12 protein-coding genes are annotated in these 13395 nt (G+C 35.1%); 1 reads left to right on the top strand and 11 read right to left on the bottom strand.

Translation table 11 applies throughout. The features are described 5' to 3' along the window. From pyrE to AC1RPT_RS02985, 11 genes are all read right to left on the bottom strand, one after another. Positions 1 to 627, bottom strand: a complete 627-nt coding sequence (gene pyrE, locus AC1RPT_RS03035) for an orotate phosphoribosyltransferase (RefSeq protein ID WP_481761315.1) — start codon at positions 625 to 627, stop codon at positions 1 to 3. Beyond that, complete coding sequence (pyrF, locus tag AC1RPT_RS03030) at positions 628 to 1341, bottom strand: orotidine-5'-phosphate decarboxylase (RefSeq protein WP_481761408.1); 714 nt, start codon at positions 1339 to 1341, stop codon at positions 628 to 630. It lies immediately after the preceding gene. A 16-nt stretch (positions 1342 to 1357) separates the two neighbouring features. Then, the gene (gene carB / locus AC1RPT_RS03025; RefSeq protein ID WP_481761314.1) at positions 1358 to 4543 is read right to left on the bottom strand and encodes a carbamoyl-phosphate synthase large subunit; all 3186 of its coding nucleotides are present in this window, start codon (positions 4541 to 4543) and stop codon (positions 1358 to 1360) included. 2 nt (positions 4544 to 4545) lie between these two features. Beyond that, complete coding sequence (locus AC1RPT_RS03020; RefSeq protein ID WP_481761313.1) at positions 4546 to 5622, bottom strand: carbamoyl phosphate synthase small subunit; 1077 nt, start codon at positions 5620 to 5622, stop codon at positions 4546 to 4548. A 3-nt stretch (positions 5623 to 5625) separates the two neighbouring features. Continuing rightward, positions 5626 to 6915: a dihydroorotase gene (locus AC1RPT_RS03015; RefSeq protein ID WP_481761312.1), complete on the bottom strand. Its 1290-nt coding sequence runs from the start codon at positions 6913 to 6915 to the stop codon at positions 5626 to 5628. Next, the gene (locus AC1RPT_RS03010; RefSeq protein ID WP_481761311.1) at positions 6912 to 7862 is read right to left on the bottom strand and encodes an aspartate carbamoyltransferase catalytic subunit; all 951 of its coding nucleotides are present in this window, start codon (positions 7860 to 7862) and stop codon (positions 6912 to 6914) included. Before AC1RPT_RS03010 ends, AC1RPT_RS03015 begins: the two co-directional genes overlap by 4 nt. 14 nt (positions 7863 to 7876) lie before the next feature. Next, positions 7877 to 9151 (bottom strand): solute carrier family 23 protein, encoded by a 1275-nt coding sequence (locus AC1RPT_RS03005; RefSeq protein ID WP_481761310.1) that lies wholly within the window; start codon positions 9149 to 9151, stop codon positions 7877 to 7879. A gap of 136 nt (positions 9152 to 9287) precedes the next feature. Next, positions 9288 to 9833 (bottom strand): bifunctional pyr operon transcriptional regulator/uracil phosphoribosyltransferase PyrR, encoded by a 546-nt coding sequence (gene pyrR, locus AC1RPT_RS03000; protein ID WP_481761309.1) that lies wholly within the window; start codon positions 9831 to 9833, stop codon positions 9288 to 9290. Between the two features lie 146 nt (positions 9834 to 9979). Beyond that, positions 9980 to 10885: an RluA family pseudouridine synthase gene (locus AC1RPT_RS02995; RefSeq protein ID WP_409022551.1), complete on the bottom strand. Its 906-nt coding sequence runs from the start codon at positions 10883 to 10885 to the stop codon at positions 9980 to 9982. Continuing rightward, entirely contained in the window at positions 10882 to 11325 is a 444-nt protein-coding gene (gene lspA, locus AC1RPT_RS02990) for a signal peptidase II (protein WP_481761308.1), read from the bottom strand. The genes AC1RPT_RS02995 and lspA overlap by 4 nt, the downstream gene beginning before the upstream one ends. Positions 11326 to 11347: 22 nt before the next feature. After that, positions 11348 to 13006, bottom strand: coding sequence for a formate--tetrahydrofolate ligase (locus tag AC1RPT_RS02985; RefSeq protein WP_481761307.1), 1659 nt, complete (start codon positions 13004 to 13006; stop codon positions 11348 to 11350). A 137-nt stretch (positions 13007 to 13143) separates the two neighbouring features. Between AC1RPT_RS02985 and AC1RPT_RS02980 the strand changes: the two genes are divergently transcribed. Beyond that, complete coding sequence (locus AC1RPT_RS02980; RefSeq protein ID WP_409022794.1) at positions 13144 to 13350, top strand: cold shock domain-containing protein; 207 nt, start codon at positions 13144 to 13146, stop codon at positions 13348 to 13350. Positions 13351 to 13395: the final 45 nt, after the last annotated feature.

The raw sequence follows: 13395 nt of genomic DNA, 5'->3' as shown, positions 1-13395 counted from the left end.
CTATAACCAATTACTTGGATTGATACGCCATTTATCCAATAATAATTTTTCATCAGAATTAATTTTTTCTTGTTCCTTAGCTACTTTAATAAGTGTTGAATAATTAGTTAATGTCTCAAAAGGTGTTTTAATATCAGCAAAATTTGTCGTACTTGCCGCTAGTTCATAACTAAAAATACCGATGACACCTAGAACATCAGCGCCTTCATTTTTTGCTGCATTAACTGCTTGAATAACACTTCCACCAGTTGAAATGAGATCATCAATTAAAATAGTTTTTTGTCCTTTGATTAATCGTCCTTCAATTTGTTGACCAGTACCATGATCTTTAGGCTTTGTTCTAACATAAATTAACGGTAAATTTAATTCATTAGCAATCCATGCTGCATGGGGTATTCCTGCAGTTGCCGTTCCTGCAATTACCTCTGTATCAGGATATTTTTCACGAATAATACCTGCTATGCCTTTAGCGATTCTAGTACGAATTTCAGGATAACTAATCGTTAACCGATTATCACAATAAATTGGACTTTTTAGTCCACTTGCCCAAATAAACGGCTTCTTTGGCGATAAAGTTACGGCACCAATCTCTAATAAATCACTGGCAACTGTCTCTGCTAAATTCATTTAAGCTTCCTCCCACATTTTTTTGATTGCTTGGTAAGCAGCAAACGGATCTACTGCTTGCGTTATTGATCGTCCGACAACGATGGCGCTACTTTGATTTCTTTTTGCAGCAGCTGGTGTCATTACTCTTTTTTGATCACTTACTGCCTGCCCTTCCAATCGTATTCCAGGTGTGACTGCCAAAAAGTTTTTGGAAGTTGCTTCCTTAATTATTTTAGCTTCTTGTGCTGAACAAACAACACCCGCTAATCCAGCTAATTCTGTTAACTTAGCGTAATTAACGACACTTTCAATTAATGGTCGTTCAACCAATTGTTCCGTTTCTAGTTGTTCTTGGCTGGTAGAAGTTAATTGTGTAATTGCGATTATTTTCGGCATTTTTATTGAGGAATTACCTTGGTCTAATCCATCTAATGCATATTTCATCATTTCAACGCCACCAGCCGCATGGACTGTTGTTAATGAAATACCTAGTCGACTTAAACTGGTCATAGTTTGCCGAACAGTATTTGGAATATCATGACATTTTAAATCAAGAAAAATGTCATGCCCCTGATCAATTAATTCTTCAACAAAACGAGTTCCTTCACTGTAAAACAATTCCATACCAACTTTAACAAATAGTTGTTCATCTTGAGGAAATAACTGTAAAAAATCTGTCGTTTGCATTCTATTCTGAAAATCTAAAGCAATGATAGGTCGATTAATCATTATCTACTCCCCTTAATTTTTATAGTGCTGCTACTGAAAATGACTGGCTTTCTAACGCTTGAATAAGTACATCAACAGTTTGTAAAGATGTAAACAATGGAATATGTTGCATTACTGATATTTTACGCGTTTGATAACCATATGATGCTTTATCGTGATCATCTGATAGTGTATCGATAACAAATTGAACGGTTCCAGTTTGTAACAAATTATTAATATCATCTAATTGTCGGTTAACGCTTAATGCCTCTGTACTGGTAAACGTTTTAATCTGATTATCTAAAAAGAAATCAACCATTTTTGGTAATGTTAAAACTTTGTAACCAAGTAAAACAAATCGTTGAACAAGTGGTAATATAGCATTTTTATTTTTGTCGTTAACATTTACTAATACGGAACCATTACCTGATAAACTAATATTAGCGGCTACTAATGCTTTGCAGAGTGCTTTAGAAAATGTTTGATCCGTTCCCATAACTTCCCCGGTTGATTTCATTTCTGGTCCTAGAAATGGATCAACATCATTCAATTTACTAAATGAGAACACAGGCGCTTTTACATGAACAGAACTAGATTCTGGGTATAAACCATCCTGGTAACCTTGTTCTTGCAAATCATAACCTAATATAATTTTAGTCGCTACCTGGGTCATTTTAATACCTGTTACTTTACTTAAAAATGGAACGGTACGACTGGCACGTGGATTAACTTCTAAAATATAAAGTTCATCTTGATGCACAATAAATTGAAGGTTCATTAATCCCACACATTTTAGTTCAAGTGCAATCTTTTTAGTTGCATTAACGATTTCTGCTTTAATCTTGTCTGATAGATGTTGTGATGGATATACAGCCATTGAGTCGCCTGAATGAATTCCAGCATGTTCAATATGCTCCATAATTCCTGGAATTAAGACAGAAACACCATCACAAATTGCATCTACTTCACACTCAATACCTTCAAGATAACTATCAATTAAGATTGGATGTTGTGGTGCGATTTTAACGTTATTTAGCAAATATAATTCGAGTTCAACCTGATTTTGAACAATCTCCATTGCACGTCCACCTAAAACATAGCTAGGTCTAACAAGAACGGGATAACCGATTTCTGTTGCTCGCTTAAGCACATCTTCTTGTGTTATTGCAGTCTTACCAATGGGTTGTTTTAATCCTAGATGCTTAATCGCTCGGTTGAATGACTCTCTATCCTCAGCACGATCCAAATTGTTAACAGACGTTCCTAATATTTTAATGCCATACTGTTGTAATCCCGCAGCAAGATTAATTGCTGTCTGTCCACCAAACTGAACGATTACACCTAAAGGTTTATCAACATCAATCACATTTAAAACATCTTCCAATGTTAATGGTTCAAAATATAATTTATCAGCGATTGAAAAATCAGTTGAAACGGTTTCTGGATTACTATTCATGATAATTGCTTCATATCCTGCGTCACGGATAGCTCTAACACAATGAACTGTTGCGTAATCAAATTCAACACCTTGACCAATTCTAATGGGACCAGAACCAATAACCATAATTGCTTGTTTTTTACTCTTTAAACTCTCATTCTCATGTTCGTACGTACTATAAAAGTATGGTGTGGCTGATTCAAATTCCGCAGCACAGGTATCAACCATTTTATAAACTGGAATAATATTATTTTCTATTCTAAACTTTCTAATATCCTCCGAAGTTTCGTGCCAAATATCAGCAATAACTTTATCACTAAAACCATGTTTTTTAGCTTCAATAAGGACGTCAATATCTTTAATATTGATACTTAGCGACATTTCAATTTCGACTATGTGTTTTAATTTATCCAAAAAGACTAAATTTATTTTTGTTAGTTTTTCAATTTCTTCAATTGTGTACCCGCGACGTATTGCTTCTGTTAAATAAAACAATCTCTGGTCAGTTGCATTAACCAACTGGTTTTCAAGTTGGGAGTCAGTTGCATTTTGAGCATTATCTAAGCACAAGTAATCTTCATCAATTTCTAAAGATCGAACTGCTTTTAACAAGCTTTCTTCCATATTACGACCAATTGCCATAACCTCACCAGTTGCCTTCATTTGCGTTCCAAGTGAACGATTTGCTCGATTGAACTTATCAAATGGCCAACGTGGTATTTTAGCAACAACGTAGTCCAATGCTGGTTCGAATTCAGCAAAAGTTGTTTTAGTCACTGGATTTAAAATCTCATCTAAATTCAATCCAACTGCTATTTTGGCAGCTATCTTCGCAATTGGGTATCCCGTTGCTTTTGAAGCTAATGCTGATGAACGACTTACACGCGGATTAACTTCTATAATATTATATTTAAAACTATGAGGATCTAGAGCAAGTTGTACATTACAACCACCTTCTATTTTTAAGGCCCTAATTAATTTCAAGGATACGTCTCGTAACATCTGATACTCTCTATCAGATAAGGTTTGAGTTGGTGCAAAGACAATAGAGTCTCCTGTATGAATACCAACAGGATCAAAATTTTCCATGCTACAAACAACAATTGCATTATCAGCGTGGTCTCGCATAACCTCAAATTCAATTTCCTTGTATCCTGCAATACTCTTTTCTATCAAGCATTGTGTTGTTGGTGATAGCTCTAATCCATTAACAACCGTTTTACTAAGTTCTTCAGCTGTTTTACATAGACCACCACCAGTCCCACCCATTGTAAATGCAGGTCTAACAATAACTGGGTATCCTGCAATATCTGCAAATTCTAGCGCACTCTCTAAGGTTTCAACAGTTAGTGATTCCGGAACGGGTTCATTTAACTCTTGCATTAATTGTTTAAATTGTTCACGATCTTCAGCTTGATCAATTGATTTTAATTTAGTACCTAATAATTCAATGTTTAATTCATCTAATATACCTGATTGAGACAATTCCATAGCTAAATTAAGGCCAATTTGACCACCTAAAGTTGGTACAATGGCATCTGGATACTCTTTACGTAAAATACCTGAAACTGATTCTACCGTTAAAGGTTCAATGTACACTTCGTCTGCAACTTCTTTATCCGTCATAATTGTAGCTGGATTGGAATTCACTAAAACAACTTCGTAACCCTCTTCTTTTAAAGATAAACAAGCTTGTGTACCAGAATAATCAAACTCTGCGGCCTGACCAATAATAATAGGACCAGATCCAAGAACCATTATTTTATGGATATCATTTCTCTTAGGCATATTTATTTTCTCCCAACTCGGTTTATCATTTCAATAAATTCATCAAATAAATAATCTGCATCATGTGGACCAGGCGCAGCATCCGGATGAAATTGGACACTAAATGCTGGATCAGTTTTATGTTTAATTCCTTCAACAGACTCGTCATTAATTTCACGATGTGTCACTATCAGTTTATCTGAATCGATAGAATCGCTATCCACCGCAAATCCATGATTTTGTGAGGTGAAATCAATTCGTCCAGTTGCAATTTCTCTAACCGGATGATTAAATCCACGATGTCCGAATTTCATTTTATATGTATCTGCACCGTTTGCTAGTGCTAGTAACTGATGTCCTAAACAAATACCAAAAATCGGAAATTTAGGTTGTATCATTTTGATCATCTCAACAACCTCCGGTAAAGTTTTGGGATCCCCTGGCCCATTCGATAATAGGACACCATCAGGTTGTAAATCAGATATTTGTTTTGCAGTTGCATTATACGGTAAAACAATTACGTTGCAATCACGCTTAGATAACTCTCGCAAAATACTGTGCTTTAACCCAAAATCGACTAATACAATGTTTAATTTTGTTCCAGGATTAGGATAGGGTTTAATCGTTGAAACTTGTTGGACGATATTTTGGTTGAGTACAGTTGCACTCATTGCATCAAAGGCATGATTTAAATCAGCATCGGAATCAATAATGCTTCCTTTCATCGTTCCTACATTTCGTAATTTCTTTGTTAATTCGCGTGTATCAATGCCATATATTCCAGGAATATCCTTCTGTTTTAAAAATTCATCTAAGGTTAATTGTTGACGCCAATTGCTAGAAACCCTAGCAACATTATTAACGATAACGCCCTTGCATGAAGGTTCTATTGATTCATAATCATCCAAATTAACACCATAATTACCAATAATAGGATTAGTAAACGTGATAATTTGATTACTGAATGATTGATCTGTAATCGTTTCTTGGTACCCTGTCATTCCAGTCGTAAAAACGACTTCGCCAGTAGTTGAGGCCATTGCTCCAAAACTAAATCCTTTAAAAATACTTCCGTCTTCTAAAATTAAGAATCGTTTCATGATTTACTCAACCTTTCGACTATCATATTTGATTTCACCGCTAACTAGCGTTAACATTGTTTTCCCATAAATTTTTTGCCCTGTAAAAGGACTATTTTTACCTTTTGAGACATAATCTGCTTCATTAATTGTTTGCTCATTTTTGATATCAAAAATTGCAATATCTGCTACTGAACCAGGCTCAAACGTACCACCATTTAGATTAAACTGTTTGGCTGGCGCTTCACTCATTAGAACAATAAGTTGGGCTAATGTTAAAATCCCTGTTTTAACCATTCTTGTATATAACAACGGAAAGGCCGTTTCACTTCCAGTTATACCAAAAGCGGCATTAAGCATGCTACCGCGTTTTTCATCTTCACTATGTGGTGCATGATCTGTCGCAATCATATCGATTGTGCCATCTAATAATCCCTCGATCAAAGCTAGGCGATCTTCTTCAGTTCGTAATGGGGGGTTCATTTTAAAATTACCATTATCCATATGAATGTCTGAATCCGTTAATAATAAATGATGTGGTGAAACTTCACAGGAAACATTAATTCCATGACTCTTAGCAAGTCGAATTAATTCCACACTTTCTTTTGTAGAAACGTGACACATATGATAGTGAACACCCGTTTTTTGTGCAAGCATTAAATCTCGGGCTAATTGTGATGATTCTACAACCCCCATAATACCAGGTAGCCCTAGATTTTTTGCACGAACACCTTCGTTCATGACGCCACCAAATAATAATGAGTTATCTTCAACATGAGAGACAAGTGGTAAATTAACCTTTACTGCTTCTTTCATTGCAAGATACATTGTTCCAGCTGTCTGAATACCTGAGCCATCATTTGTAAAGGCGAATGCCCCGGCTTTTTTTAATTCTCCAAAATTTACTAATTCTTCAGAAGTTCTACCTTTGGTAATTGCAGCATATTGGGAAATATGTACTTGTCCGTCTTTTTGATTACGTCGCTTTATTTCAGCAAAATGTTCTAACGTATCAGGAACAGGATCTAAATTAGGCATGGCTCCTACTGTGGTAAAACCACCTCGGGCAGCGGCCTGACTTCCTGTCTTAATCGTCTCTTTGTATTCAAATCCAGGTTCCCTGTAATGGACATGAACGTCAATTAACCCGGGTACAACAATTAAATGTTCTGCATCAATAACTAAATCAACATTTAACAGTTCATCAGCTAAATTAGTGCCAATTGCTTTAATTTTGTCGTCTTCAATCAAGATATCTTGTTGGCTAAAACTATGATTCAAAAAAACGGTTCCGTTTTTAATTAATTTCTTCATGCTCTATTAGCCTCCATTAAATGACGTCCGTTAATGACAGCTTCTAAAATGGCCATTCTAACAAATACCCCATTCGTCATTTGTTTTACAAATCGTGATTGTTCACATTCAACTAATTCACTGGCTAATTCTACATCTCTATTAATCGGACCCGGATGCATAATAATTGTTTGTTTTTTTAATTTTTTACCGCGTTCAATACTTAATCCAAATTTTTCATGATAATTCTTTTTCGAAAATTTACTATCATCCGTATGACGCTCATGTTGGACACGTAGCATCATCATAACATCAACTTCACCAACTAATTCGTCCATTTCTAAATACTGACCGTATGCTTCAAATTCTTCAGAAAACCATTCCTTTGGACCTGAAAAGTATAATGAAGCACCTAATTTTTTTAATAATTGCATATTACTTTTAGCAACTCTCGAATTAGTTAAATCTCCTACAATTGCAACTTTTAAGTCTTTAAATGTCCCAAACTCTTCTTTAATCGTCATCATATCGAGTAAACATTGTGAAGGATGTTGTCCACTCCCATCTCCACCATTGATAATACCAACTCCCAAATCATTATCACCAATTAATTGTTGATAATATTCATTCTCAGGATGGCGGATAACTGCGATTTGAGTCCCAATAGCACCCATTGTTAAAACAGTATCGTATAAAGTTTCACCTTTACTGAGTGCACTAATACTTGGATTAAATGAGACAATGTTTAATTTCATACGTTGCTCAGCTACTTCAAAGCTACTATGTGTTCTGGTACTATTTTCAAAAAATAAATTTGTTGTAAAGATAGGATGTTTTAAGTTAAATAATGACGGATTTCGTTTAAACTTTTCAGCTCTTTCAATTAATGCTTCAACTTCTTCTGTAGATAGATCCTCGATTGATACTAAATGTTGTAACTGAACTAAATTTGTCTTTTTATCTAACAAAATATCATCTCCTATTATTTTTCGCTTTTAGCTTCTTTAGGTAAAATAAGGTTTAGTGCAATACCTACTACTGTTGCAAGTGCAATACTTGTTAATTGTAAATCGCCTACTTTTAAGTACATGCCACCAATTCCTAACACTAGGATACTGGCAGTAATCATCAGATTATGCTTTTTATCATAATCAATTTGATTATCGATTAAGATTCTTAACCCACTTGAAGCAATAACACCAAAGAGTAGAAAACTAATACCACCAATAACTGGTCCTGGAATACTTTGAATCAAAGCACTAATTTTTCCAACGAAACTAAAGACAATGGCGAAGAATGCGGCGCCACCAATCACCCAAATACTATGAACCTTAGTCATGGCTAAAACACCAATATTTTCACCGTACGAAGTTGTTGGAGGACCTCCAACAAATCCAGCAATAATTGATGATACACCATCACCGAAAAGGGTTCTATTTAGTCCAGGATCCTTGAAAAAGTTTCTTTTCGTTAATTTATTTAAAACCATTATATGACCCATATGCTCAGTCATTGTGACAAATGCGATTGGTGCCATACCAATAATGGCGCTCCAATAAATTTTAGGTTGGTAATTTATAAATGCAACATCGAATGCAGGTAATGTAAGCCAATTTGCCTTTTCTACCGTAGAAAAATCAACGATTCCACATAAGACGGCCATAATGTAGCCACAGACAATTCCTAATAAAATGGGAATTAAACTAATGAATCCTTTAAGATACATATTGAAAAATATTGTAATGGCCAGGGTGAAGATTGCGACCCAAACATATTTAATATCATAAGTACCCGATTTTAACATCGCGTTACTTGCTGCTGTTGTTGCCATAGATAATCCGATGACCATGACAACTGGCCCCACGACAACTGGTGGTAAAATACGATCAAGCCAACCTGAACCAACTTTTCCGATAATAATTGAAACAATCAGATAAACTAATCCAGCTGCAATCGTTCCTTGAGCAACCGCCGGATAACCGGATGTTTTCATTAACATTTGCATAACCGCAATAAAAGCAAAACTTGAACCAAGGTAAGCTGGAATTTTACCATTTGTAATTCCGATATAAACCAAAGTACCTACACCTGAACTAAATAAAGCAATACTTGGGTTCAAACCGACTAGAATAGGTACTAAAACTGTTGCTCCAAACATCGTGAACAAATGTTGAATTGATAATCCCATCCATTGCCCAAATGATGGTCTATCATGGATATCAAGTACAGCATCATCATTTCTAAACTTTTCTTTCATTTTCTCATTTCCTTTCTATATAAAAAACGCACCTCTATAGAGAGATGCGTTCGAAGTTGAAATCTAGTTTGGGCCTACGTTATTCCCTAATAGATTTCTAAATCGTTTGCTCTCTCTGGAACATCTTAACGATTTATTATTTAATTCTTTCAATTTCAATTGAGTCTTTGCCATCAATTTCTTCTACTGAAACTGATACTTGTTCATCTGACGAGGTAGGAATATTTTTCCCAACATAATCAGCTCTTATTGGTAATTCTCTATGGCCTCGATCAACAAGAACGGCTAAATTAATAGTTTGAGGTCTTCCTTGATCCATTAAAGCATCAAGTGCAGCTCTAATTGTACGTCCAGTATATAAAACATCATCAATTAATATAACTTGCTTACCTGTAATATCAAAATCAATTTGTTCACCTTGCGTATTAACAGTTGGTTCATTACCTAAACTTGCATCATGTCGGTCATCACGATAAAGTGCAATATCTAGTGAACCCACTGAAACATCAGCACCTTCAAGTTGTTTTAAGCGATCCGCAATTCGTCTTGCTAAATAGATGCCTCTTGTTTTGATTCCAATCAGTACCAGATTATCAATACCTTTATTCTTTTCAATAATTTCGTATGTCATTCTGGTTAAAGCACGTTTCATACCTAACGAATCTACTACTTCTTTTGCCATCTAGTATTCCTCCTTTTTTCCAATAAAAAAGCCCCCTAATCTAAAAATACTTAGACTAAGAGGCAGACTTCTAGAAAAGAAATCTATTCGCACATTACCTTTTAGTCTCACAGGACTATTTTAAAGGAACTTTATTGATTTTCATGTTACCTGATAGCGTTTGTTTTGTCAAGATAATCCAGCGTACTTTTAAAAATAGGTGGGATTGGTACTTCAAAAATAAGCTCTTTACCCGTTGTTGGATGCTTAAATCCAAGCTTAGCTGCATGTAAAAATTGACCATGCCCTTTAATTGTTTTACGTGACCCATATAAGGGATCACCTACAACTGGGTGCCCAATATATTGCATGTGAACACGAATTTGATGTGTACGACCTGTTTCTAACTGACACTTAATAAGTGAGTAGTTTTCATAATTTTTTTCCACTTTAAAATGTGTCACTGCTGGACGTCCATCTTTAACAACCGCTTGCTTCATACGATCTTTTGGTGAACGACCGAGTGGTGCTTTAATAATTCCTGATTCTTCTTTAATCGGTTGGTGTACTAAAGCAATATATTCACGAATATTCGTTTTTGCTTTCAATTGAGCAGCTAATGATTGATGTGCTTTATCATTTTTAGCAACCATTAAAAGTCCAGAAGTATCCTTATCAATTCGATGAACAATTCCTGGTCTAAAGGCACCATTAATTGTTGATAAAGGACTATGGAATAATAATGCATTAACTAATGTACCATCTGCATGCCCCGGTGATGGATGAACAACCATACCTTGCGGTTTATTCACAACAATAACATCATCATCTTCATAAACAATGTCTAATGGGATATCTTGTGGTATTAAATCTAACTCAACTGGTTCAGGTTCTACTAAATTAATTTTATCTCCTGGTTGGACGGCATATTTAGTCTTTTCTGTTTTACCATTAACTAAAATATCGCCACTTTCAATCCAGCGTTGTACTTTTGATCTAGATATTTCAGGCATTAACTTCGCAATAACCTTATCGAGACGTCCTGTCTCATCTTGAATTACTAATTCTGTCATTTATCGTCTTCCTTTAAAACAATTATTAATAAAATGATAACGCCAACTGTTAACGCAGTATCCGCCACGTTAAAAATTGGAAAGTTAACAAAATCTGTTTGAAACATATCAACAACATAACCAAATCTCAATCGATCAATAAAGTTGCCTAATGTTCCAGCAATCATCAATGTAATGCTGAACTTATAGCCCATGTTTGTTCTATATTTATAAAAGTAATAAATCATTAATCCTAATGCTAAAACAGAAACAATAAAAAAGAACCATTGTTTTCCAGCCAGTAAACTCCAAGCTGCACCATCGTTTCTAATATTAGCAATCGATAAAAAATTAGGTATAACTGTTTGACTCGTGTTCAACGCAATATTAGCTGAAACCACGTATTTCACTACTTGATCTACAACTAAAATAATTATTGCTAATAATGCATATAAAATCATATTAAATCCTCTTAATTCTTAATTAATATAACCCTGAAATTAGGCCATTATCGTCAATATCCATATGATTTGCAGCTGGATCTTTAGGTAATCCAGGCATCGTTAGGACATTTCCAGTTAGTGCAACTAAGAAACGCGATCCTAATTTAGGATTAAATTCACGTATATGAATTGTAAATTCCGTAGGTGCTCCTAACAGTTTAGCATTATCTGACAATGAATACTGTGTTTTTGCCATACAAATAGGTAATTTATCCCATCCCAATTCTTTAAACTGACGTAATTGCTGTTTTGCTTTAGGTGCATATTCAACTTTAGCGCCACCATAAATCGTTTTAACAATTTTTTCAATTTTAGTTTCAGCAGAATCATCAGCCTCGTACAATGCTTTAAATTCATGAATCTCATTCGTTGTTTCAATCACCTTTTTTGCTAAATCAAGAGCACCGGCACCACCTTGTCCCCAAACATCTGCAGGTATAGCGGAAACACCAATTTCAGAGGTAAGTTCAATCAAAGTTTGGACTTCAAGATCTGTATCAGCAGTAAACTTGTTAATAGCAACAACAACTGGAATGCCATAACGCTGCATACTTTCAACATGCTTCTTTAAATTAACAAATCCTGCTTTTAAAGCAGCAACATTTTCAGTATTCAATTCAGTTTTAGCAACTCCGCCATGCATTTTCAAAGCGCGGATTGTAGCAACAAGAACAATTGTATCAGGTGTCTTACCTAAGATTGGTGTTTTGATATCAAGAAATTTTTCAGCACCTAAGTCAGCCCCAAATCCCGCTTCCGTAATTGCATAGTCGCCCAATTGTAAGGCAGTTTGTGTTGCAAGAACACTATTACAGCCATGTGCGATATTAGCAAAAGGTCCGCCGTGAATAATGGCAGGTGTATGCTCTAAAGTCTGAACTAAATTAGGTTTAATTGCATCTTTTAATAACAAACTAATTGCACCAGTTACACCTAAATCAGCAACTGTAATTGGTTTTTTATCTATATTGTATGCTACAACAATATCACTGATTCTTGATTTTAGATCTTTAATATCTTTTGACAAACACAAAATAGCCATTAATTCACTGGCAACTGTAATATCAAATCCATCTTCTCTAGGTATCCCTTGCATTGGGCCACCAAGGCCTACTACAACATGGCGTAATGCACGATCGTTAATATCAAGTACTCGTTTCCAAATGATACGTCTTTGATCAATTTTTAAATCGTTACCTTGCTGAATATGATTATCAATCAAAGCAGCAAGTGTATTATTTGCAGTTGTTAAAGCATGCATATCACCTGTAAAGTGTAAATTAATATCTTCCATTGGGACAACTTGAGAATAACCACCACCAGTTGCGCCACCCTTCATCCCCATAACAGGACCTAAAGAAGGTTCTCTGAGAGCAATCATAACTTTCTCATTCAAACGATGCATAGCATCCCCTAAACCAACTGTTACGGTTGATTTACCTTCTCCAGCTGGAGTGGGACTAATTGCTGTAACGAGAATTAACTTAGAATTTTTATTTTTAGGTAAATCTAAAGGTAAGTTTATTTTTGCCTTAAAATTACCATATGGTTCAATATCAGTTTTTTTCAAACCAATCTCGTTAGCTACTTCTTCGATTGGTTTCATCACGTTTTTTTGTGCAATTTCTATATCGTTCAAATTGATCATCCCTTCATATTAAGTTCTTTTAAGTATAACTGAGAAAACTGCGATTGTCATTAGTTGCACTACTGGTTAAAGTTACCTATACTGTAGAAGTACTTAAACTTTACGACCAATTTTGGGAGGCGTTTGATATGGAATCTGGCATTGTTGAATGGTTTAGCGCACAAAAAGGTTATGGATTCATTGCTTATGGTGATGAAAAAGAGATATTTGTCCATTATACCGCTATACAATCTGACGCATTTAAAGTACTTGGAACTGGTCAAAATGTAACATTTGAAATTAAAGAAGGTAGCCGTGGTTTACAGGCCGCAAATGTTTCAATTGTCACTAATTAATCTGTCATAAACTCATAAAACGTTCATGCTTACTTGTACTATAAG

The organism is Dellaglioa sp. CoH-56-MRSF-11, assembly GCF_056782135.1.
This window is presented reverse-complemented; position numbering and strand designations above follow the sequence as displayed.

Coding starts and splice junctions, on each gene's coding strand:
- pyrE (WP_481761315.1), bottom strand. CDS start 627: ATGAATTTAGCAGAGACAGTTGCCAGTGATTTATTAGAGATTGGTGCC.
- carB (WP_481761314.1), bottom strand. CDS start 4,543: ATGCCTAAGAGAAATGATATCCATAAAATAATGGTTCTTGGATCTGGT.
- AC1RPT_RS03020 (WP_481761313.1), bottom strand. CDS start 5,622: ATGAAACGATTCTTAATTTTAGAAGACGGAAGTATTTTTAAAGGATTT.
- AC1RPT_RS03015 (WP_481761312.1), bottom strand. CDS start 6,915: ATGAAGAAATTAATTAAAAACGGAACCGTTTTTTTGAATCATAGTTTT.
- AC1RPT_RS03005 (WP_481761310.1), bottom strand. CDS start 9,151: ATGAAAGAAAAGTTTAGAAATGATGATGCTGTACTTGATATCCATGAT.
- pyrR (WP_481761309.1), bottom strand. CDS start 9,833: ATGGCAAAAGAAGTAGTAGATTCGTTAGGTATGAAACGTGCTTTAACC.
- AC1RPT_RS02995 (WP_409022551.1), bottom strand. CDS start 10,885: ATGACAGAATTAGTAATTCAAGATGAGACAGGACGTCTCGATAAGGTT.
- lspA (WP_481761308.1), bottom strand. CDS start 11,325: ATGATTTTATATGCATTATTAGCAATAATTATTTTAGTTGTAGATCAA.
- AC1RPT_RS02980 (WP_409022794.1), top strand. CDS start 13,144: ATGGAATCTGGCATTGTTGAATGGTTTAGCGCACAAAAAGGTTATGGA.